This window comes from Natrinema thermotolerans (genome assembly GCF_031165565.1).
Classification (GTDB): Archaea; Halobacteriota; Halobacteria; order Halobacteriales; family Natrialbaceae; genus Natrinema; species Natrinema thermotolerans.
Genome location: NZ_CP101873.1, coordinates 1148716 through 1170049, shown reverse-complemented (window position 1 = coordinate 1170049; position 21334 = coordinate 1148716). Strand labels below are relative to the sequence as shown.

The following is a 21334-nucleotide window of genomic DNA, read 5'->3' as shown; positions in this document are numbered from 1 at the left end:
CCGGTGGTGGCGTTTATCGACGCGATAATAATCCGAGACGCGCCGGAACTGCCGGGAAATGACTCGCGTCAGCGTCATCATCCCGACGTACAACAGAGCGGCGACGCTTCCGCGCGCGATCGACAGCGCGCTCGCACAGACGATCGACGACCTCGAGGTGGTCGTCGTCGACGACGGTTCGACCGACGACACCGAGGCGGTGCTGGCCGAGTACGAGGACCCGCGGGTGCGGCCCGTAATCCACGCGACCAACCGGGGCGCGAACGTCGCCCGGAACACGGGACTCGAACACGCCCGCGGCGAGTACGTCGCCTTCCTCGACTCGGACGACGAGTGGCAGCCCGCGAAACTCGAGCGCCAGCTCGCGGCCCTCGAGGATCGCTCGAGCGACTGGGTCGGCGCCTACTGCGGGACGGCGTACGATCTGTCCGGCGCGAGCGGACGGCTCCGGTCGGTCGCCGCGTCCGTACTCGCTCGCTCGGACGACGAACCGACGAAAGAAGGTGGCGAAGAACTGATCGGCGAGATCCTCGCGGACAACGTCCAGCCGGGCGCGGGGTCGACGCTACTCGTTCGCACCGAGGTCGCCAGAGAGGTCGGCGGCTTCGACGAGGACCTCGACCGGTTCCAGGACCCGGAGTTCTGTCTGCGCGTCCTCGAGTGCGGGAACCTCGCGTACGTCGACGCGGCACTCGTTCGCCGCAACGAGACCGGCCATCCGCCCGCGGACGTGACGAGAACTGCGAGCCGACAGTACCTGTCGGCCTACGAATCCGAGGTCGAGCGTTTCGAGGCTGAGGGCTACGAGATCCGCTCGAGGCACGAACTCATCATCGCGAAGCGGTACTTCGCGGAGGGGCGGTTCCTGCGGGCCCTCTGGCACTTCCGCAAGGCTGGGGCGTCGCCGCGGACGTATCCCGGCGTCTGCTGGGTCGCCGGGGCCGGGCTTCGACGGCGATCGCGATCGATCGTCGCGGCGCTCGTCGCCCTGCTGGTCGCGATCACGCTCGGACGGCACACGCGTTCCGAGTGAGCGGTCCCCACCGATCGTCTCGAATCGGCACCGAACAGCGCGAATCGACGCACGATGGGACGGTTGCAGAACTGAAACGGTACTGTTTCCATCGGTTATCGCACCTGTAGTAAACCCGTTCGGAACCGACGGGTCGACCGGATGAGACGTGATATCCACTCACGACGATCCGTATTGGCCGTCACAGCCAGTTGTGTACTCGCGAGTGCAAGCGCCGCCAGCGTCGTCGGCGATACGGCCCGATCGGACGCGGGGACCGTTTCTCGAGCGTCGTTCGTCGTTCGCGAGGGGACGCCCGAAGAGACGACGGTGTACGTGACGACCGCGGACGCCGAGGGACCGACGGCGGTCGTCGTCGGCGGGATCCACGGGAACGAAGTCGCGGGCTATACGGCCGCCGGCCGGATTGCCGACTGGCCGATCGACGCCGGCACGCTCGTCGTGATCCCGGCGGCCAACGCCGTCGCCATCGAACGCGGGACGAGAACCGATGACGACGGAAACAACCTCAATCGACAGTTCCCGGAGGGCGAACCCCCGGGAACGGAACTCGCAGGGGCCATCTGGGACGTCATCACCGAATACGACCCGGACGTCGTCGTCGATCTCCACGAGTCGACGGGCATCTACGCGGGCGATCCCATGGACGGCGTCGGCCAGGCGATCTTTCACGGCGAGAGCGATGCGGCCGCCGACACCGCTGCTGCCGTCGCCGACGCCGTGACCCGGAATTTCGTCGACGACCCCGAACTCGAGTTCCGGCCCGGGCCGTTCTCCAGCCCCGAGAGCGATCCGACCGGCTTGCTCGTCCACAAAGCCGCCCGCGATCTGGGGGCCGATGCGTTCCTCGCGGAGACGCTCTCGACGGGCGTCGAACTGGAAACCCGCGTCCGGTGGCACACGGCGATCGTCGACCGACTCCTCGCGGGCGAGCTGTTGCTCGAGGACGCCGGCGACGGCAGTCCTCCCGAGAACCGGGACGATGCGGAGCCCTCGGAACCGGTCGACGACGGCACCGACGACGAGGGCCAGACCGGGGAGTCACCCACTGCACGGATCACGACCGCCCCGGAATTGGGTTCCGACACGACGCTCGAGCCCGGGCAGACGGTCACGCTCGACGCGTCACAGTCGTCCGACCCGGACGGAGAACTCGTCCGCTACGAGTGGCGTCTCGGTGATACCGGCTCGTTCGACGAGACCGGGGAGACGATCGACGTGACGATCAGCGCGACCGGCGACCACCCGGTGGCGTTGCGCGTCGTCGACGACGACGGAGCGGCTGACGTCGATCGGCTCACGCTCTCGACGGACTGCTAACCGCTTCTCGTTGCAGTCCAGTACCTGCCTCGAAACAGAGACGCATCGTTACCCGCTGTCGGTCGATTCGGTACGCGACTCCCGCTCGACGAAACGCCCTCGTGGGGCCCGAATCAGTGGTCGGCCACACGCAGCTTCCAGAGGTCGTCGAACGTGATGACCTCGATGTCAGCACTGTCGATGTACTCGAGCAACGACTCGTAGTCGTCCTCGGCCATCGTGTTGTTGGCCTCGAACGTGTGGAAGTTCAGAATCGTACACTGGTTGTGTTTGGCAGCCAGATCGACACACCGCTTCGAGATGTCGAGGTCGTGCCCGATCGTCCGCGGGAGGGCGAGCGGATCGAAGCCGTAGACGCTCGTCGTGTTAACGTTGCCGGCCTGGTTGAACCCGCCACAGTAGTGATAGTCGGTCGTCCGCTCGAGGCTCGTCTTGTCGAAACTGTTGTGCGGATGGACGATGTAGTTCGCCCCCTCGAAGCCGTTGTCGATGTACCACTGCTTGTCCCGCCTGAGCCGTTCGTCGATCGTCTCCCCGTCGTCGAGTTCGTGGATCGGGTCGTGGGTTCCGTGGACGACGATCTGATCGCCTGCCTCCTGTCGCTCCTGCAGTTCCGAGATCGACATGTGCCCGTCAACACCCTGTTCGGCCCACCGCGGCACCGGTGCCTGCACCGCTGGAAACCCGTACTCGTCGTGCAGCGGCGCGGCCGTCTCGTAGTAGTCGAGCGTTCCGTCGTCCCAGCTCAACATGACGTAGCCCTGATCGGGCGTCTCGTGGGTGCGCAGGTCGTCGATCCAGACTTCCGCTTCCGGCATCGAGTGCAGCACCTGCACCTCGAGCCGATCGAGGTAATCCAGCGAGGGCTCGGGCTCGCTTTGCTGGAAGACGCCGGGGCTCGTTCTGAACCAGCCGACGTCGGGCGCACGGTACCTGATCTGGCGGAGGGAGTAGACCTTCTCGCTCCCGAACTGGTCGACGAGACGCAGGTTGACGGCGATACTGTCGGGCGTCGTCGTTCGCACCGCGACGGACAGATCCGTCGCCGTCAGGTCCTCGCCGTCGAGGCTCCGTTCCGCGATGACGTTCTCGCTCCCGTTTGACTCGAGCCTGAAGCTCTGTTCGCCGTCGAAAACGACGTCGGTGTCGGCCGTTCCCGAGCCCTGAACGACTGTCCAGGCGTCGAGATCGCCGAAGTCGTCCAGCGATTCGCCCGGCTGCCGGAACCGGTCCCGGCTATCGAACGCCGTCTCGAGCGCTGGGACGCCGTCCGCAAGCCCCGGCGTGGCCGAGTCGTCCGGCGCATCGGTCCCGTTCGACGAACCGGTGTCGTCCCGATCGACCGCCGACTCGATACGATCCGCACAGCCGGCCATTCCGACGGCACCGACTGCACCGGACAGTGCGAGGAACCGACGTCGCGTGGCGCGTTTCCGTGTCATTGGCGAGCCGATGCTACCGACAGCGATCCCATTATTATAGATCCGATAGGCCGGATCGACCGTCGTCGGGATCGGCCCGGCCCCGTCGAACCGGTGCTTAACGGTCGCATAGTAATTGCACGCTCGGCCGGAGGAAGGCTACGGAGGCGGACGTGCGGACGGCCGTTCGGACCCGCCCCCGCATCCGGACGCCGTCTGCGAGGTGGTCTTCGACGATGAACAGGGAACTCTTCGGTGTATTCGGCGGTATCGACACGTTCGAGCAGTTTCGATCCAGCGACGACTTCGACGAGGTACTCGCCGGGCCGACGCTCACGGTCGGAATCAGGGATTCCGACCTCGGCGTTCCGGGCTGGAGCGCCACGTACACCGGCGATGAGGGCCGTTGTCTCGTCTGGGGCGAATCGTACGTCCCCACGGACGACCCGAACGCGGCTCGCTGGCTCCTCGAGCGCTACCGGGCGGACGGTATCGATGCGCTCCGTGATCTCAACGGCTCGTATCTGGCCGTGATCGACGCCGGGCCGACCGACGAGGCGGTTATCGCCACGGACCCGGTCCGTTCCCGCGAGTGCTTCTACACCGACGAACCGGGACCTCGAATCTTCGGAACCGACGCCGCTTCGGTCGGTCGAACCGTCACGGAGCCGACGCTCGACCGAGACGGGGTCCTCGAGTTCCTGCATCTGGGGGTGGCCCTGGGCGAGAAGACGCCGCTCTCGGAACTCCGTCGGGTTCCGCTCGACAGCCGGCTCACGTCGACGGCGATCGACCCGCTCGATCGGTTCGTCTACGATCCCCAGCCGGCAGCGGACTTCGACGCGGTCGGGGAACTCGCCGATCGCCTCGAGCGGGCGCTCCGTCGGCGATCGGTCCTCCCCGGCCGAAAGGGCGTCCTCCTCTCGGCGGGCTATGACTCGCGGATCATCCTCTCGCAACTCCCCGAGATAGCCCACAGCTACACGGTCGGATCGCTAGACGCACAGGAGGTCCGCGGCGCGAGAGCGGTCGCCGCACAATACGGCGCGAGCCACACCGCCTTCCCACCGGACGAGCGGTACCTCCGACCCGACGAGTCGAAGCGCCGGTACTCACAGGGGATCAAGGAGTCGTTGCACATCCATCACGCGGGCTACACCGACGAGATCGATGTCGATACGATGTATCACGGCCTCCTCTGTGATACGTTCTTCCGGGGCCACTTTACCGCCGAGAACACCGTCGACGTCCTCGGCAAGCGGGTTCCGACCGGTCGCCTCGAGTCCGACCCGGACCCCGTCGATGCCTTGCTCGAGAAGTTCGGGTACAGCCGCGAAACCAGCCTCGATCTCGCCGAGCGGACCTCGTTCGCCGTCGATCCGGACGCGTTCGTCCGAGGGGCGATCCGCGACGAGTTCGACTCGAGACGGTCGCGTGCGGACCGGATACAGAACGCACTGACCTGCTGTGGAATCGCCAATCAGCCATCGATGCCGTTTCACAATCACCTCTCAGATAACTTCCTGACGTCGTTTCTGGCGGCCGATCGGGACCTGATCGACTGGCATCTCCGGACGCCGCCGGAACGCCGAACGACGGAGACGTTCCTCCGGGCGTGCGAACGGATCGACGACGACATCTTGCGACACAGACCGCCGGACCGTCCACACGATACGACGCTTTTCAACGAGATCGAAGGCTTCGTCCGCCGGAAGACCCCGTTTCTTTCGTCGTTCGAACCTCCCTGGCCGGACCGGGAGGCACTCTTCGAACGACACGACTTCGATCAGCGGCATCTGGGCGACCTACCGCACGTCCACAGTCTCCCGACCCGCCACAAGCTCAGGGTCATCGACCTCCGCGGGTGGCTCGAGTTCCGGCCGGAGGGAGCAATGCGACTGCGCTCCTGGCTTCGACCCCCGGATCCAGCGGTCGCATAACCAGAGAGCCACAGCGGAGACAGGTCTATTATCCGATATGTGCGGCCGCGGCGAACTCCCGTGAACAGCGCCTAACAGCCACCTATTCAGTTTACGGGAAATAAACCGTGAGAAACCTTATATACCACGGGGAGTTAGCCTGGAATATGCGTCTGACGCCATCTTGGTTGCGCTCTTCGTCGGCGGATTCCGCTGAAGAGCGGTCCGAGGAGTCCGATCCTGATGCCGGGTCGACGACGGTCTACGCCCCGGGCTGCGATTTCTTGGCGGGAGACGACACCGATACTCGGGTGGGGGAGTTCCTTCCGGAGTCCAACGCCGCTCTCGTGACCGTCCTCGACGAGATGGCCATGCCCGCCACCGTCGACGAAATTACCGACGCGTTGGTCGAACCAGCCGACCCGCCGATCGAAACGTGGGCGGCCGTCCACGAGCGCCTCCACGAGGAGCGGCTGCCGGCACTGGACGCATCGGGAGCCATCGAGTTCGACGAAACACAGGGACTGGTCGAGCGCTCGGCGACGCCCGTCGACGGGACTCGCTCGGTTTCGCCGGCCGTACTCGTCGCGATCTCCATCGGTGTACTGCTCGTCGTACTCGCGTTCGGTGTGGTTGTGACGAGCGCACAGATCGAACCGCAGACCTTGCGCCGGTTGTTCTCCCTCGGCAGTGTGACGGCAGCCGCCGTCAGTTGACGAGCCGGCGGATCGTAAGCACGGTGAACAGCGACAGGATGAGTGCGCTCAAGCCGATTCCTGAGAGAAGCGAAGTGAACGGCATCTCCATCACTGCACCGAGGAGGATCGCGTAGGAGACGACCGTCGCGAAGATATAGGAATCCTGCCAGTCGGGACTCTCAGCGGCTGTCTCGTCGGGCGAGTCCTCGGACGGATCCAGCTCGAGGAACGTGTCGACGCGATCGGCGAGGGGCTTTCGTTCGACGATCCCGCGGTTCTTCTGATACTCGATCAGGCCCGCGTTGTCGAGTTTCGAGAGATGGGACTGGTACAGCGGAATGTAGACGCGCTGGCGTTGGGTAGACGTGAGTCCTTCGACGGTAGTATCGTGTTCCCACGCAGCGACCTGTTCTGCGACGTCGCGCATGCGTACGGGCCCGTTGGTGCCCCGGAGATACCGGAGAACCATCCGCCGGCGTTCGTTCTGGAGGAGATGGAAGATCTCGTCTTTCGAAAACGGTGGCTCCTCGGAGGGGCTATCAGCTTCGTCAGCCGGGTCCTGAGCGTCGTCGGTCGTCCCCTGCCCACCTTTCTCTTCGGAGCTGATATGTTTCGCTTTCATTTCGCCAGTCTTCCGTAGTCAGAGGGAGGTAATAAAGCATAGAAACCGTGTATCCGAGAATTACTGATTTTATGTATTTTCATGGAATGCTACCTGTGTTTTCTATGTTTTTAAAACCACGATATTGGTATTTATAGGGGCTGAAAACCACGATATGAATCATCCAATAGGGCATTTATTTCACGTCTAATGAAGATACATCGTTCGGAATCTTATAGCGAGTTTTGGACCGTTCATGACCGCGTGACGTTCACGAAATCCACTGTTGTGAGTGGGCGGCTATTCACTGTCGGCTTCGTTATGGTTCGGTGCCGATCCGACCCGATGGGTCGGGCTTATTCTGGCGATAATAAACCATCACCACCCGCTAGTGACGAGGAAATGAGCGACACCGACTGGTGGTTTTTCGATCTCGCGGTCGTCATCGCAGTCACTGGCGGGCTCACGTTCGGGATCATTTCGGGTCTCTCCGGTATCGAACGAATCGTCTTGACGATTCCCCTCGTCCTCTTTCTACCCGGGTATGCGCTCGTCTCCGCACTCTTTCCGGACGAACCGAACGACGAGTACCAATCCTTCGACGACGAGAAGACGGGACTCGGGAATCCGTTGCTGGTCAGTGGCGGGCTCGAGGCGATCGAGCGGACGATCCTGTCAGTAGTCTTTAGCGTTTCCCTCGTTCCCGCGATTGCCCTTTTCGCGACCGTAACCCCTAGGGGTGTGGCGTTGAAACCGATCCTCCTCGGTCTCTCCATACTCACCGTCGTCCTCGCGCTCCTCGCGATCGTCTCTCGCTACCGTTGTCCGGCCGATAGACGGTTCGTGCCGTCGATTACGTCGGTCTCCCCGTTCTTCGATCGCGGACGGCCGAGTCCGTACGAGCGGACCAGCCGTCGACCGTACAACCTGGCGATCGTGATCGGGCTCGTCCTGTTGCTCGCGAGCGGTGGGTTCGCCCTTGCGAATCCGCCACAACACGACGGGTTCACGGAGTTTTCGGTCGAAACCGAGAACGTCACCGGCGAGACCGACACGATGTACGAGTCGACCTATACTGCGGGCGAGCGACAGGAACTGCAGGCGACGATCACGAACCGGGAACACGAAGAACGGACCTACACGACGGTGGCGTTGCTCCAGCGGGTGAGTTACGAGGAGAACGCGACGACCGTCCGCGAATCGACCGAGGTAGACAGGCGGACTGCGACGGTCGCTGCCGGCGACTCCCACGGACAGACCCTCGCGATCACGCCGTCGATGCGGGGCGACGACCTACGGGTGACCCTGTTGCTCTACGTGGGCGAACCGCCGGCGGAGCCGACGACGGAGAACGCCTATCGTGCGATTCACCTGCCGATCGAGGTGACATAGATGTGGCCGTGGGAACACCTCGCGGTCGCGTACGTTCTCTACTCGCTGGCCGCGAGGGCGATCGCTCGAGAGCCGCCCTCGGCGTGCGGGGTACTCGCCGTCGCCGTCGGGTCACAGTTCCCGGACCTGCTCGACAAACCCCTCGCCTGGACGGTCGGACTGACGGACGCCGGCTACTCCGTCGGCCACTCGATCTTCGTCGCGCCGATCGTCTGTCTCGGTGCGTACGCGGTGGCCGCCCGGTGGGGCCGTCGAACGCTTGCAGGTGCGTTCTCGATCGCGTATCTCTCTCACCCGCTTGCGGACCTGCTCAGCCAACTGCTCAGAGATGGGGCGGTCGATCCCCGAACCGTCCTCTGGCCGATCGCGTCGCCGCCAGCGACCGCTCACGGGGGATTTTTCGACCATCTCGGTCTGTACGTCGGCCGGTACGTGAACCTGCTTCTCGCCGGTGGCATGACGCTGCAGGTCCTGTTTCAGGTACTACTGGGGCTTGCGGTGTTCTCGCTGTGGGTCGCCGACGGCGCGCCGGTCGCGGCTGACATGTGGCGACTACTGCGCGCCCGTCGGGCTCGCTGAGCGGGTTGGCTGCCCGCAGAAGAGTGTCTTGACTCGAGTCGCACTGTGTGTCCGTTCTCGCGGTCGTTCGATGGAGCCCGACCGGAGCGAGAGCGATCGAGTCGACGTCGACAACGGTACCGATCGACTCATCGTCGCGGTGGGGTGACCGGCCGCTCGGCCTCGAACTGTCACTGTTCTTGAGCCGCCGGGCAACGAAAGGGCCGCGATCGGTCGCTCAGCGACCGAACTACCGCCGACGAAACGCGACGGCAGAAGCGCTATTTCGCTCGTCGTCGAATCCGCGGCTCGAGTCCGATCCGGTGCCGTCGACGACGCCGACCCGGTAACGGGGAAGCGATTAGCTCTCCGCCGGGGACGGCGTACACATCGTCACGTCGCCGTTCGTGTAGACCGTCGCTTGCTCCGGCCGGCAGAGCTGCGTCCGTGAGAGGTCCGCAATCCGTGCGTTCTCGTCCGGGTCCGTGACGTACGTGGCATCGGTCGACTGGGCCGATCGATAGACCGTGTAGTCGTGATCCGCTCTACCGCCTTCGGGAACCGTTGCGGTCGTCGTCGACGGATACGCGCCGGTCCGTTTGAACAGCGTCTGATACGGGTGGTCGGTGTGGAGTTGCTGATCCGGCCGGATCTCGTCGCCCTGTGGCGAGCCGGTCAGTTCGGCGATCGACTCGGCCGCGGCGAGTTCCGACTCGTCGTATGCGAGGCGCTCGTGGTGGTCGGAAAACACCGGATCGTCGGCGTTGCTTTCCGGGGCGAGAAACATCGCACCCGGATAGGCGAGGACGACGACCAACAGGACGGCGGTGGCGAGCGACGGCGACAGGTTCCCGCGCAGCGTCTGCAACCCGATCGCGCCGAGAATAGCCATCGGCGCGTAGAGGAACGCGAACCAGCGGGTCGGGATGAACGTCCGGACGCCGAACATCGGTAACCCGAGGACGAACACCAACATGAACGCCGCCGCCAGCAGGAGGGTAAACACCGACTGTTCGGCGCGTCGCCTGTGGACGACGTACAGACACCCGACGAACGTCACACCGAGCAGGAACAGAAAGCCCAGGACGTCCACGTAGGGGACGATCTGGTCCAGCAGCGTCTGTGCGGTCTCGGTCCCCGCCTCGCCGCCGTCGGACGAGGACTCGCCTGCGGTGTTGAGAAAGCCGGCGCTCTCCTTGAGCGTCTGCGTGAAGTAGCTCAACACGGTCGCTAGAAACGACTCCTGCCGGTACGGCGTCAGCGACCACACGAAGATCGTCAGCCCGAGGTTGAAGACGACGAGCCCGACGAGGTTGACCGGCTTTTTCGTTCGGAACACGCTCGTATCGAGGCGCGTGAGCCCGAACGGGCCGACGACGAACACGACCTGAGCGATAAACGCCGCCAGCAGCAAGACGAGCATGATGAACGTCGATACCTGGTGGGTGAGGATGACGGCGACGCTCAGCAGTAACAGCAACGAGAAGTCCCGGATCGAGTACTCGATCCGCATCACCCTGAGCAGCGCGTACAACATCGCGAGGAAGAAGACGAGCCCCAGACTCGTGGGAATGTGATGTGTCCCCCACCGCACGACGTGACTCGCGAACGCGTAGAGGGCCGTCGCCAGTACCGCCCACCGCTGTGTGACGAGCAAGTTCGTCGTCGCGTAGACGAGCAGGACCGAGAGCGGCATCACGAGGCCGACGGAGAGGTACAACGCGGCGCGGATCGGAACGTCGTACAGCAACGACGAGGCGGCGACCAGCAGGTGGTAAAACGGCGATCCGTAGTGTTTGTCGTGGGAGATCGCACTCAGTGACTCCTCCGTGAGGATCGACTCGACGAGTTCGCGATGAGTCCAGATGTCGATCCCGATGTAGCCGGGCGTCGCGTACAGCGCGGTAAACCGGAAGACGACCGCGAAGCAAACGATCTGGAGCAACAACAGCCCCGGATGGAGGTCCCGGTCGCTTGCGAAGACGATCTGGGCGACGACGAGCGTCCCGACGACGCTTGCCGCCCCGAAAAAGAGGGGCGTTCTGGCTCCCTGGACGACCGTCAGCATCACGAGTGCGGCGAGTCCGGCGAAAACGATGCCCGGAAGCGCCATCGTTACCGGCGACGGCAGGGTCGGGACGGCCCGCGCGTCGTCGCGCTGATACAGCGAGAGGAGATACAGCGCACACGCGGTCCCGAGGACGATCGGTACCGTCTGGATGTAGATCTGTGACGCGAGGAATCTGAGCGGGAACAGTACGAGCGCGAGGACGAGTCCGACGATCGCTGCGACGGTGTCGAGTCGCAACGGCCGGAGTTCCGACAGCGAGCTATACGTCATGACTGACCCCCGTCGGATAGCCGGTCGCTTCCTCCCGGTCGAGTACTCGGCGATACAGCCCGGAGAGACGCTCGCCGAGCGAATCGACCGATAGCCCGTCGACGGCGTCGCGACCGTTGGCTCGGTCGCCCGTTTCGACGATCCGCTCGAGGCCGCCCAGGAGGGCACCGTCGTTGTCGCTGACGATACAGTTCGTCACGTCGCCGACCGTCTCGCGGACGAAGCCGACGTCGGTCGAGACGACCGGCAGATTACACGCAGCGGCTTCCTTGACGACCATCGGACCGCTCTCGCGTTTCGACGTGACAAGCAGGAGGTCGCTCGCGTTCATGTAGTAGGGCATCTCCGCGTGATCGACGCCGGTGACCGTTCGGAGTTCGACGTCGACCTCGGCCCGCTCGACGAGTCGCCGAGCCCGCGGGAAGTCCTTCACCGCTCGTGTCCGATCGTACGGGAACAGCGCGACCGGCCGGTCGGTCTCCCACCCGAGGTACTCGCGCGCGTGCGCTCGAGACATCGGCCGAAACAGGTCGGTGTCCACGCCGAACGGAATCAGTTCGTGATCCGTCTCGAGTTCCCGCGACATGGGCCGGCTCGGGACGACCGCGGCGTCCGCCCGTCGGACACCGTACCGACTGACCGATCGGAGCCACGACTGCTGGCCCATGAGGTCCGTTCCCCACAGGGACACCACCACGGGCCGAGTCGGCTGTGCGAGCGCGAACGGCGCGACGAGGCCGTAGTTCGCGTGAACGATGTCGAACGACGACGAACGGACTGCCGAGAGAACGGTCGGATAGAACCGTGCGTACGCCGCGGGCGACCGGCCCGAATCGCCGCTGTGTCGGCCCGGGACTTCGAGGACCGTGCAGTCGACGCCGCGATCTTCGAGGGCCGATACTTGCTGGTCGAAAAACGGTCGCCGCGAAGTAACCAGTTGGAGGACGTTCATGATCGGTCCGGGTTCGCTGCGGGAGCGGGTCGGTCGGCCGTCCGCGTCTGTGCGATCGTCTCGAGCTGTTGCACGACGAGATCCGTCACGTCGATCCGATCCGCGAGCAGGCGCTCGCGCCGGTGGGCCCACGTGTCGTCGGGTTCCGCGAGGACCGAGACCGCCCGCTCGAGGCCGCGGACGTGTCTCTCCTCGCCGGTGTACTCGAACAGGAGTCCGTACTCCGCGTCGAGTTCCGCCGTGTAGCCCAGAGAGAGGGGGTTCACGTAGACGGCCGGCGTGCCGAGGACGGCGGCCTCGGCCGCGGTCGTCGCCCCCTCGCTCAGAACGACGTCCGCGGAGGCGAGCAGATCGTGCATTCGCTCCGGTGCCGTCGTGAACTGGTAGGACTCGAGGGCCGCCGGCGGCTCGCCCTCCGCGGTGAGCAAGACCCGCAGGCCCGCCGCCTCGAGCCGATCGACGACCGCGTGCGGGTCGTCGAAACCGCCGTGGCCGACGTCGTGGGAGGCCGCCCAGCTACTGAGCCGAACCACTGCGAACGACTCCTCGGGCGCGAGATCGACGGCCTCGAGGACGGTCGGATCGGGCTCGAACCGCTCGGGGTGGAGATAGGCGAGTTCGTGATAGCCCGGATACGTCACCTGTTTCGGGCCGATATCGTCTCGGTAACACTCCGGCGTCGAGATCGCGTCCGCGAACGGATAGCTGAGTTTCGTGACGAGGGTCGCGTGTTCGGTGTCGTAGAAGACCAGGCTCTTCGCGCCGACCACCGACGCGACGTGGGCGGCGGCGACGCCGCCGATGGCCGTGATTACGTCCGGCTCGAGTCGCCGCGCCCGCTGGAGCAGTCGGAGTTCGTACGTCGCCTGGACTGCCGCCAGCGAGACCAGCGAATCGGCGTCGCCGGCCAGTACCTCGTGGTCGATGTCGTACGCCTCGAGGAGTTGGACGGCGACGTCGCTCTCGCGGGCGAAGACGTGGATCTCGTGACCCCGATTTTCTAGCTCCGCGATGGCGTGTCGGAAGAAGTGGACGTGACCGGGGTGTTGGATCGTTATCATGACATGCATGTCACGACACCCCCATCTCCGCACAGGCTGGAACAGCGGTTCCGCCCGGCGATGGTCGGGTGGCCGTACGGCCCGTCACCGTCCCGGTTACGTATCGCTGGTCTCGCATCGCCTCACAACCCCCGGTAGACGAATCCCGCATCGACGGCGGCGTCTTCGCCGACCGTCCCGGTCACGTCGATCAGTGCGGGGTCGTCGGTGAGTTTCCTCGCTACCGACTCGAGATCCAACTGTTCGAACTCCGCGTGGGGCGTCGCGAGGACGACGGCATCGAAGTCCTCGAACGCGAGCTGTTCCTGGACCTCGATGCCGAACGATTCCCGGGCCGCGTCGCCGTCGGCGAACGGATCGTACCCGGCGATATCGATGTCGTACTCCTGAAGGGCGTCGATGACGGCGTCGATCTTCGAACTGCGAATGTCTCCGACGCCGGCTTTGTACGCCAGTCCGAGTACCAGAACGCGACTCTCGCGGAGCGTCTTGTGACTCTGGTTGAGCGCTTTGATCGTCAGCTCCGCGACGTGATCGGGGACCGATTCGTTGACCTGCCGACTCGTCTGCATGAGTTCGGGGTCAAAGCCCTCCCGTGCCGATCGGTACGCGAAGAAGTACGGATCGACCGGGATACAGTGGCCGCCGACCAGTCCCGGTCGGTACTCGTGGAAGTTCCACTTCGTGCCCGCGGCCTCGAGAACGGCCCGACCGTCGATGTCCATGTTGTCGAGCGCCATCGAGAGTTCGTTGACGAACGCGATGTTGAGGTCCCGCTGGGCGTTCTCGACGACTTTGCAGGCCTCGGCGACTTCGATCGACGGGGCGGGGTGGACGCCCGCGTCGACGACCGACTCGTACAGCGTCGCGAGGTCTTCCAGCACTTTCTCGTTCTGTGCGCTGACGACCTTGACGACGTCTGCGAGACCGTGTTCGTCGTCGCCCGGTGTGGCGCGTTCCGGGGAGTAGCCGACGAAGAAGTCCGTGCCGGCGGTCAGTCCGGACGCGTCCTCGAGTGCCGGGGCGAGGACCTCGCGTGTCGTCCCCGGGTAGACCGTCGACTCGAGGACGACCGTCGTCCCGGGTTCCATTTTCGAGCCGACGGTGGCCGCCGCGCTCTCGACGTAGCCGAGGTCCGGCCGCTCGTCGTCGTCGATCGGCGTCGGAACGGCGATGATGACGTAGTCGGCCTCGGCGATCGAGGTCGCGTCCGTCGTGTAGGAGATATCGCCGTCCTGAATCGCCTCGTCCGGGAGGTCACCGGTCGTGTCGACACCCTCCTGGAGTCGGCCGACGGTCACGTCGTCGACGTCGTATCCGATCACGCGGTAGTCCGACTGGGCGAACCCGACCGCAAGCGGCAGTCCGACGTACCCCAGTCCGACGACACAGATCGTCGCTTCGCGCGTGGACCGGTCCGTCGGGTGTTCGAGGGCGGTTCCCTCATCGCTCGTTTCGAACGCGTACTGGCCGCTCGTTCCCTCGTCCGCTGTCTCCTCCGTATCGCTGATTATCGTAGTCATGGGTGATGCGTTGTCGCTGGACCGTCACACGACCGCGTGCGACGGCGATGTCCGAAACCGATGCGCCCGCGGTCCGCACGCGGTCCGCGGGCCGTGCCGTAAAATCCGCAAGTCGCTGTCGGGGGTTTACTATACCGCGGCTAAGCGACTGCAAGCGTGAGAGGGAGTGAGACCGGGCCGTGTCGGGGTTGTCGACGGGATCGACCGGTCGAGCCTGAACGGCCGTCTGAGCGCTTAGAACGTTATTAAACTCGCCCATATGGATCCATAATGAAGGGGCCACGGCTCGGATCTCGGGTGCGGTCGGCGAGTCCACCCCATCGGACTCGATCACGCACCGACCGTCACAGAATCGCGTACTCATGGTTTCCCATCCTCAGATCGGTGTCGGCGCCCGGTTCGAATCGATTCACACCGTCGTCTCGATCGACGCCGGTCCGACGTCGATCTCCCACCAGGACGTACACGCGATCCCCCCCGGAGTCGGCGGTCGATCCGGTGGACCGTTGGCCGTGATCCAACTGCTTCGCGTGACGTCGTTCTGGGAAGCTACCCTGATCGTGATTCTGTCCCTGCTGATCAGTGCCCTCGTCGGGATTCGCATTGCAGACGCGCTGTCGGAGCGCGAACTCGAGTTGCCGTCGCTCGCGCTCGGTACGGATCCGACGGGAGCGACGGACGACCCGTCCGACGCAGCCACTGCCGACCGCGAGCCACCCGGCTCGTATCTCTCGCCCGAAACGCCACCGAGGCTCCTGAGCGACGAGGGGACGGTGGTCCGATTGCTCATCGCGAACGACGGCCGCATTCGCCAGCGGACAATCGCGGCGGAGACCGGCTGGTCGAAGTCGAAGGTGAGCAGGATCTGTTCCCGAATGCACGCCGACGGCACGATAGAGAAGCGATCGCTCGGACGAGAGAACGTCATCGTCTTCGCTGAGCGACCGGTCGGCGACGAGACGCAGTCGGACGACGCCGAGAGTCCGGCCGCCTGAGCGCCGGTCACTCCTGTCAGCGCCGTCGTCCGGGTCGGACGACGACCGGCGTCCCCGAACCGACGACCGGCGGCGACGTGGCTCCCGCCGTCGTCGGACCACGTCATCGGCGTCTGTAACGACGTTCGATCGTGTAGTCGACCCCGAAGCCGCTATTTGCTGCCGACCGAAGCCGATCGGGACACCGTTCGGCCGTTTCGTTCCGATGTGCCGTCCCTATCGACGGGTACGGCTCCGGATAGGCACCGTGACCGCCCCGTCGATGCACGACGCCGCTGGTCGCCGACAGTAGCCGCGGGAGCGACGGATCGATCACTGCTACGACAGGAGCGACTCGAGCAGTCGTCCGTGCTTCGTACAGGGGAAACAGGATCGGCTGCGGGGTCGGAACGCGGCGGACGAACGCGTCTTATACAGTCGATAGCCGGCGTCGTATTCGCGGTACCGTCTTATTCGTGCTATAGTAATGGCCGCTATCGTCCACGGGGGAAACGGAGCCCGACCGTCCGCGATGGGCGGCTCGGACCGGAGATACCAATGACACGGAACAGGACTGAACGCAAGGCAGCGGTCTCGAACCGACTCGATTCGTCCGTCCCGCTCGACGAGTATGCCGGTGCACACCGGCCGGGTGGTGCGGTGCAGCCGCCGACGGTCACACGAACGGGGGTGAGTGGCTAATGTGCGGTATTATCGCGCGCATCGGTCACGGGAACGCGGCGGAACCGCTCCTCTCGGGCCTGGAGAACCTCGAGTACAGGGGCTACGACTCGGCTGGGATCGCCGTCCAGAACGGGTCCGGCGTCAAAGTCCACAAGTGTTCCGGCGAGGTGTCCCGCCTCAAATCGAAGCTCGATTCCCAGCCACACGGGAACATGGGGATCGGACACACGCGCTGGAGTACGCACGGGCCCCCGACCGACGAGAACGCCCACCCGCACACGGACACCGCGGGCGACGTCGCCGTCGTTCACAACGGTGTCATTGACAACTACGAGGAACTCAAGGCCTCCCTCCGGGCGGAAGGCCACGAGTTCGAGAGCGACACCGACACCGAAGTCATCCCACATCTCATCGACGAGTATCGGGCGGAGACCGGCGACACCGAACGAGCGGTTCGTCGGGCGGTCGACGTCCTTGAGGGGAGCTACGCGATCGCCGCCATCGTCGACGGCGAGGAGGCGGTCTACGCCGCGCGAAAGGGATCGCCACTGGTTCTCGGGCTCGACGACGAGGAGTGGTACCTCGCCAGCGACGTCCCGGCGTTTCTCGAGCGCACCGAGGACGTGATCTACCTCGAGGACGGTGATCTCGTCGTCCTCGATCCGGACGCCTACCGGATAACCGATCTCGACGGCAATCCGGTCGAGCGGGCCGTCGACACCGTCGACTGGGATCCGGAGGACGCGGGGAAAGGCGAGTACGACCACTACATGCGCAAGGAGATCCACACACAGCCGACGGCCCTCGCGAACACGATCGAGGGCCGGATCAAGGACGGCGACGTCGCCTTCGAGGACCTCCCGGCCGGCTCGTTCGAGGACGTCGAGTGCGTCCAGTTCGTCGCCTGCGGGACGTCCTATCACGCCGCGATGTACGGCGGCCAACTGGTGCGCGAGGCCGGGATCCGAACCGAGGTCCTGCGTGCGAGCGAGTACGAGTCCACGTCGGGGCCGGTCGACGAGAACACGCTCGCCGTCGCGGTCACCCAGAGTGGCGAGACTGCCGACACCCTCGACGCCGTTCGGACGGCGGCCGACCGGGGCGCGCGGACGCTCGCCGTCACCAACGTCGTCGGGTCGACGGCCGCGCGCGAAGCCGACGACGCGGTCTACATCCGTGCCGGCCCGGAGGTCGGCGTCGCGGCGACGAAGACCTACTCCTCGCAGGCGGTCACGCTCACGCTGCTCAGTCAGCGCATCGCCGGCGATGTCCCGACGGCGACCGCCGCCGACGATCGAGCGGCGATGCTCGAGGCGCTCGCGGACCTCCCCCAGCAGGTCGAGACCGTCCTGGAGACGAGCGAGGCCGAACCCCTCGCCGCGGACACCATCGACAGCGAGTCGTTCTTCTTCATCGGGAACGGCCCCGCCCATTCGGTCGCGCTCGAGGGGGCGCTGAAGTTCAAGGAGATCACCTACGAACACGCGGAGGGATTCGCTGCCGGGGAACTCAAACACGGCCCGCTCGCGCTCGTGACCGGGAAGACCCCGGTGTTCGCGGTCGCGACCGGCGATGCCGACGGGAAGACGAAGACGAACGCGATCGAGGCCAAGTCCCGTGGCGCGCCGATCGTCGCCGTCGGACCGGACGACCATCCCCTCGTCGACATCGCCGACGCCCACCTGTCGGTTCCCGATACTCACCCCGTCTGGACGGGGCTGCTCGCGAACGTCCAGTTACAACTGCTCTCCTATCACGCCGCGACACAGCTCGACCGCCCGATCGACAAACCGCGGAACCTCGCGAAGAGCGTGACGGTCGAGTGATCGCCTCACGCGGTCGTTAACTCCTTTTGCGCGCTGTTCGATACCCGGTCCAAACCGAGAGCTTTCTCTAGCAGTGCGGCGACGGAACGATGGGACTGAGAGACGGAAGCGACGGCCCGACTCGAGTCGCACACGGAATCGCGGAGCGCCGACCGTTGGCTTCGGCCGGTGGAGCAGCGCCGTCCTCGGCGCGACGACTCGGTACCAGTGAGTCCAGCGAAGCGACATCGACCGCCACCTGAACCGGGCCCAGGTCATCGTCCCGTCCGAGCCGGCGAAAGATGCACGTGGCTAACGCGTCCACTCGAGGCGGCGGTGGCGGCGCGGTCGCTCACTCGGACTGTCGTACTCGATCCCGTCGCCAGATTCGAGACGCGAACGCGGCGGACGATCGCCGACCGATCACGCGTGGCTCCGACGGCGACTGTGACAGCGTCCGCGACGGCGGCTTATGCCCGCGATTGTCGCGTTCGATGTACGATGCGATCGGCTCGCGGTTCGACGGACGGAGGTTGAGGGTTGGCACACAGTGGCTCGACGGCCGATCAAGAAGACGCCGACCGAGTCGGTCGATCACCGGACTCGAGTGCAACGAGCCGGAACAGCAACAAGAGAGCCGACCCCGCGTGACACACCGAGACCGGCAGCCGATTCGATTACCCGCCGTTCGACGCGAGCGTCAGTGTAATCTCGTCGTCCGAGCCGTCGATCTCGACGTCTCGTGCCGTTTGCTCGAAGCCGTCCGCCGACGCAGTCACCGTGTACTCGCCGTCCTCGAGGGCCGTGAACTCGACCGTCCCGTCGTCGCCGACGTCTTTCTCGTCGGTTTCGCCGGTGGTTAGGAACCCGGTGTCCTCCTCGAGTTGTACGGTCGCGTTATCGATCGCATCGCCGTTCTCGTCTTCGACGGCCACTGACAGCGTGTGACCATCGGTCTCGCTATCGTCGTCGTCAGTACCGCTACTATTGCTCTCGTCGCCGGTGTTTCGTTGTTCGAGTGTCAACGTTTTCGTCACGGCATCGCCGTCGACCCCGACGGTCTCGTTCGAGGGCCGGTATCCGTCGGCGTTCGCGGTCACCGTGTACTCGCCGTCCGCGAGCGAGAACTCGGCTTCCCCGCTTCCGTTGACCGACTCCTGCTTGCTCGAGTCCGGTCCGGTGTCGACGGTGACGGTGGCGGTATCGATCGGCTCCCCGCTCCGATTCTCGACGACCGTCGTCAACGGACGGAGATCGTCGCTGGCATCGGTTTCGTTGTCGCTCCCGGTGTCCGCTCCATCGTCGCTACTGTTACCGCTTTCCGTCTCTCCGTTTCCGTCGCTGGTCTCGTCGGACTCGTCGTCGCCGTCGCCGCTTGTCGTGTCGTCATCCGATGGATTGTCACCGCCGTCAGTCGGCTGGTCGAACCCGTCCACGCTGTCACTGACCGAGCCGATGGCGCTGCTAACTGAGGCACCGCTTGCAGCGAGTGCCAGCCCGGCCAACAGGAAGACGATGCCGGTGACGGTGAGCAAAATCTGGACGCTGCGTTGAATCGATCGGGTTTCCGTCCGGTTTTCTCGGGCATTACGGCGCATTATCGGTGAACGAGGGAAGACGCTGCTGGGTGTTGCATTACACACTCCTCGACTCGCCGACTGCCCCGCTCGAGGAACGTCGGCACTGCTGTTCGTCCGAGACCGGTATTCGAGATATCATTACCCGACAGTTCACCGTCTACCGGTTCACTATACGGTCCATAAGTCCGTTTCAGTCCGAGCAACCGATCGGCTCGCCGCTGCTTCGGCGGTTGCGACAGTGCTGTCTCATCGCCTCGGGGCCGACACGGTGAGCGGCTACCCGGTAGTCGAACGAGGCGGACACGGTACCATCTCGCCCTCGACGAGGAGGGCGGGTTGGGCCGCGCCGATCCGCGTTGCTGCCGATTCGTTCGTCGGTGCCACCGCATGCGTGATCGGCCGCCCGGATCTTAGCCGGCGTCGCTCTCCGTTCCGTCCGCCGAATCGTCGACGAGTTCGAAGTCGGTCGAGCCGCAAGAACATCCGTCCTGCCCGATAATCTTGATTTCGCCGTCCGGCCACTGCCGTGCTGCGTAGACGGAGTTACACGCTGTACACGTCGCAAGCACCCGTGTCACGTCGTCTCTGTGTGCCATCCCCGAGGGTGAGTTTGCAAACCAACTGAATGAAAGTTTCTACTCCGTCGCCGGCCAAAACGAGCGGCGCGACCGAGGCAGTTCAGCCGCGATAGACGGCGTTTCCGCTCGCCTCGATCAGCGAATCGGAGGCTGCGTCCGAGACCCATAGTGGGATACCGATCGGAGAGTCGTGGCCGGCAGCGACCACCGGGCCAATGTGGAGTGATTCGGGGCAGGGGGCGGCGGACATGACGACTGGGAACGCGTTCCTACTCGTTGAGATGCGATCGATACCCGTTGGGTTCGAATCCGCGCCGGCAGATCACGCGCTTGCGACCGACGGTGATCGCACTGATCTGGTCGTCGTCTTCCATCCGATCGATGACGTCCTCGAGGCGGTCCTGTGTCCACCCGGTCTCCTCGCGAACGGTCGATTGATCGACGCGGCCGCCGCGTTTGACGAGCAGTCTGAGGATCTTGTCCTCGTCGGGGAGTTCGCCTTCGTCGACGCCGTACTCGATCTCTTCGGCGTAGCTCAACGTTTCGTCGTCGTGGTCGTCGTCCGGTTCCTCGGTCGCCGCCGCGGACTCGTCCGATTGGGCCTCGTCGGCCGATCCGCTCCAGAGAGAGGAAAGCCGCGTCCAGAGTGTGTTGAATACCATGTGTTGATCACGCTCCGCTGGGACTACCACAGCTTGAACGCCCACCTACCTTGATTTTATGTTTTGTGGATGACATTGGTGTGTGCGGTCGGTTACGGTCTGACTATCGTGACGGGACCGTCGGCGAATAGCGACGGCCTTGCGACCCGCAAGTCAGTTATCACTTTCAGCGACCGACAGGCTTGCCGACTCACGCGATCCGACGGATCACGGATATGTCCCAGCCGGCTGA

At 64.8% G+C, this 21334-nt stretch carries 17 protein-coding genes; 8 read left to right on the top strand and 9 right to left on the bottom strand.

All coding sequences use genetic code 11. The features are described from left to right. Positions 1–58: 58 nt before the first annotated feature. Together NP511_RS06020 and NP511_RS06015 are read left to right on the top strand one after the other, a co-directional pair. Positions 59–1033: a glycosyltransferase family 2 protein gene (locus NP511_RS06020; RefSeq protein WP_049964816.1), complete on the top strand. Its 975-nt coding sequence runs from the start codon at positions 59–61 to the stop codon at positions 1031–1033. 141 nt (positions 1034–1174) lie between these two features. Continuing rightward, a complete protein-coding gene (locus NP511_RS06015) occupies positions 1175–2353 on the top strand; it encodes a PKD domain-containing protein (RefSeq protein WP_049964815.1) in 1179 nt (392 codons plus the stop codon). A 113-nt stretch (positions 2354–2466) separates the two neighbouring features. Here NP511_RS06015 and NP511_RS06010 read toward each other — a convergent pair whose 3' ends face one another. Continuing rightward, entirely contained in the window at positions 2467–3795 is a 1329-nt protein-coding gene (locus NP511_RS06010; RefSeq protein WP_049964814.1) for a polysaccharide deacetylase family protein, read from the bottom strand. A 215-nt stretch (positions 3796–4010) separates the two neighbouring features. Here NP511_RS06010 and NP511_RS06005 point away from each other — a divergent pair, with 215 nt between their 5' ends. Further along, positions 4011–5714 carry an asparagine synthase-related protein gene (locus tag NP511_RS06005; protein WP_049964813.1) on the top strand — a complete coding sequence of 568 codons (1704 nt, stop codon included), beginning with the start codon at positions 4011–4013 and terminating at the stop codon, positions 5712–5714. Between the two features lie 146 nt (positions 5715–5860). Continuing rightward, on the top strand, positions 5861–6409 hold the full coding sequence (locus NP511_RS06000; protein ID WP_233274312.1) for a hypothetical protein: 549 nt from the start codon (positions 5861–5863) through the stop codon (positions 6407–6409). On the opposite strand, the gene NP511_RS05995 is transcribed toward NP511_RS06000, so the two are convergent. Beyond that, entirely contained in the window at positions 6402–7013 is a 612-nt protein-coding gene (locus NP511_RS05995; RefSeq protein ID WP_049964812.1) for a DUF7344 domain-containing protein, read from the bottom strand. The two genes, NP511_RS06000 and NP511_RS05995, sit on opposite strands and share 8 nt — an antisense overlap. A 381-nt stretch (positions 7014–7394) precedes the next feature. Between NP511_RS05995 and NP511_RS05990 the strand changes: the two genes are divergently transcribed. Together NP511_RS05990 and NP511_RS05985 are read left to right on the top strand one after the other, a co-directional pair. Beyond that, positions 7395–8384, top strand: a complete 990-nt coding sequence (locus tag NP511_RS05990) for a DUF1616 domain-containing protein (RefSeq protein ID WP_049964811.1) — start codon at positions 7395–7397, stop codon at positions 8382–8384. Further along, entirely contained in the window at positions 8385–8963 is a 579-nt protein-coding gene (locus tag NP511_RS05985) for a metal-dependent hydrolase (RefSeq protein WP_049964810.1), read from the top strand. It abuts the gene before it with no gap. A gap of 340 nt (positions 8964–9303) precedes the next feature. On the opposite strand, the gene NP511_RS05980 is transcribed toward NP511_RS05985, so the two are convergent. The 4 genes from NP511_RS05980 to NP511_RS05965 form a co-directional block, all read right to left on the bottom strand. Beyond that, positions 9304–11283 (bottom strand): glycosyltransferase family 39 protein, encoded by a 1980-nt coding sequence (locus NP511_RS05980; protein WP_049964808.1) that lies wholly within the window; start codon positions 11281–11283, stop codon positions 9304–9306. Further along, a complete protein-coding gene (locus tag NP511_RS05975; RefSeq protein WP_049964807.1) occupies positions 11273–12235 on the bottom strand; it encodes a glycosyltransferase in 963 nt (320 codons plus the stop codon). Before NP511_RS05975 ends, NP511_RS05980 begins: the two co-directional genes overlap by 11 nt. Then, a complete protein-coding gene (locus tag NP511_RS05970; protein ID WP_049964806.1) occupies positions 12232–13305 on the bottom strand; it encodes a DUF354 domain-containing protein in 1074 nt (357 codons plus the stop codon). Before NP511_RS05970 ends, NP511_RS05975 begins: the two co-directional genes overlap by 4 nt. 113 nt (positions 13306–13418) lie before the next feature. Beyond that, complete coding sequence (locus NP511_RS05965; RefSeq protein WP_049964805.1) at positions 13419–14819, bottom strand: nucleotide sugar dehydrogenase; 1401 nt, start codon at positions 14817–14819, stop codon at positions 13419–13421. Between the two features lie 362 nt (positions 14820–15181). On the opposite strand from NP511_RS05965, the gene NP511_RS05960 reads away from it, so the two are divergent. Together NP511_RS05960 and glmS are read left to right on the top strand one after the other, a co-directional pair. Next, the gene (locus tag NP511_RS05960) at positions 15182–15814 is read left to right on the top strand and encodes a helix-turn-helix transcriptional regulator (RefSeq protein WP_006650307.1); all 633 of its coding nucleotides are present in this window, start codon (positions 15182–15184) and stop codon (positions 15812–15814) included. A 680-nt stretch (positions 15815–16494) separates the two neighbouring features. Beyond that, on the top strand, positions 16495–18303 hold the full coding sequence (glmS, locus tag NP511_RS05955; protein WP_049964803.1) for a glutamine--fructose-6-phosphate transaminase (isomerizing): 1809 nt from the start codon (positions 16495–16497) through the stop codon (positions 18301–18303). Between the two features lie 656 nt (positions 18304–18959). On the opposite strand, the gene NP511_RS05950 is transcribed toward glmS, so the two are convergent. From NP511_RS05950 to NP511_RS05940, 3 genes are all read right to left on the bottom strand, one after another. Further along, a complete protein-coding gene (locus tag NP511_RS05950) occupies positions 18960–19880 on the bottom strand; it encodes a carboxypeptidase regulatory-like domain-containing protein (protein ID WP_084158241.1) in 921 nt (306 codons plus the stop codon). Positions 19881–20272: 392 nt separating this feature from the next. Beyond that, positions 20273–20458 carry a hypothetical protein gene (locus NP511_RS05945; RefSeq protein WP_049964802.1) on the bottom strand — a complete coding sequence of 62 codons (186 nt, stop codon included), beginning with the start codon at positions 20456–20458 and terminating at the stop codon, positions 20273–20275. A 251-nt stretch (positions 20459–20709) separates the two neighbouring features. Then, positions 20710–21102 carry a helix-turn-helix transcriptional regulator gene (locus tag NP511_RS05940; RefSeq protein ID WP_049964801.1) on the bottom strand — a complete coding sequence of 131 codons (393 nt, stop codon included), beginning with the start codon at positions 21100–21102 and terminating at the stop codon, positions 20710–20712. Between the last annotated feature and the right edge of the window lie 232 nt (positions 21103–21334).

Bases quoted from the DNA above. Each gene is read 5' to 3' on its own strand.
- NP511_RS06020 (WP_049964816.1), top strand. From the start codon at position 59: ATGACTCGCGTCAGCGTCATCATCCCGACGTACAACAGAGCGGCGACG.
- NP511_RS06015 (WP_049964815.1), top strand. From the start codon at position 1,175: ATGAGACGTGATATCCACTCACGACGATCCGTATTGGCCGTCACAGCC.
- NP511_RS06010 (WP_049964814.1), bottom strand. From the start codon at position 3,795: ATGACACGGAAACGCGCCACGCGACGTCGGTTCCTCGCACTGTCCGGT.
- NP511_RS06005 (WP_049964813.1), top strand. From the start codon at position 4,011: ATGAACAGGGAACTCTTCGGTGTATTCGGCGGTATCGACACGTTCGAG.
- NP511_RS06000 (WP_233274312.1), top strand. From the start codon at position 5,861: ATGCGTCTGACGCCATCTTGGTTGCGCTCTTCGTCGGCGGATTCCGCT.
- NP511_RS05995 (WP_049964812.1), bottom strand. From the start codon at position 7,013: ATGAAAGCGAAACATATCAGCTCCGAAGAGAAAGGTGGGCAGGGGACG.
- NP511_RS05990 (WP_049964811.1), top strand. From the start codon at position 7,395: ATGAGCGACACCGACTGGTGGTTTTTCGATCTCGCGGTCGTCATCGCA.
- NP511_RS05985 (WP_049964810.1), top strand. From the start codon at position 8,385: ATGTGGCCGTGGGAACACCTCGCGGTCGCGTACGTTCTCTACTCGCTG.
- NP511_RS05980 (WP_049964808.1), bottom strand. From the start codon at position 11,283: ATGACGTATAGCTCGCTGTCGGAACTCCGGCCGTTGCGACTCGACACC.
- NP511_RS05975 (WP_049964807.1), bottom strand. From the start codon at position 12,235: ATGAACGTCCTCCAACTGGTTACTTCGCGGCGACCGTTTTTCGACCAG.
- NP511_RS05970 (WP_049964806.1), bottom strand. From the start codon at position 13,305: ATGCATGTCATGATAACGATCCAACACCCCGGTCACGTCCACTTCTTC.
- NP511_RS05965 (WP_049964805.1), bottom strand. From the start codon at position 14,819: ATGACTACGATAATCAGCGATACGGAGGAGACAGCGGACGAGGGAACG.
- NP511_RS05960 (WP_006650307.1), top strand. From the start codon at position 15,182: ATGGTTTCCCATCCTCAGATCGGTGTCGGCGCCCGGTTCGAATCGATT.
- glmS (WP_049964803.1), top strand. From the start codon at position 16,495: ATGTGCGGTATTATCGCGCGCATCGGTCACGGGAACGCGGCGGAACCG.
- NP511_RS05950 (WP_084158241.1), bottom strand. From the start codon at position 19,880: ATGCGCCGTAATGCCCGAGAAAACCGGACGGAAACCCGATCGATTCAA.
- NP511_RS05945 (WP_049964802.1), bottom strand. From the start codon at position 20,458: ATGGCACACAGAGACGACGTGACACGGGTGCTTGCGACGTGTACAGCG.
- NP511_RS05940 (WP_049964801.1), bottom strand. From the start codon at position 21,102: ATGGTATTCAACACACTCTGGACGCGGCTTTCCTCTCTCTGGAGCGGA.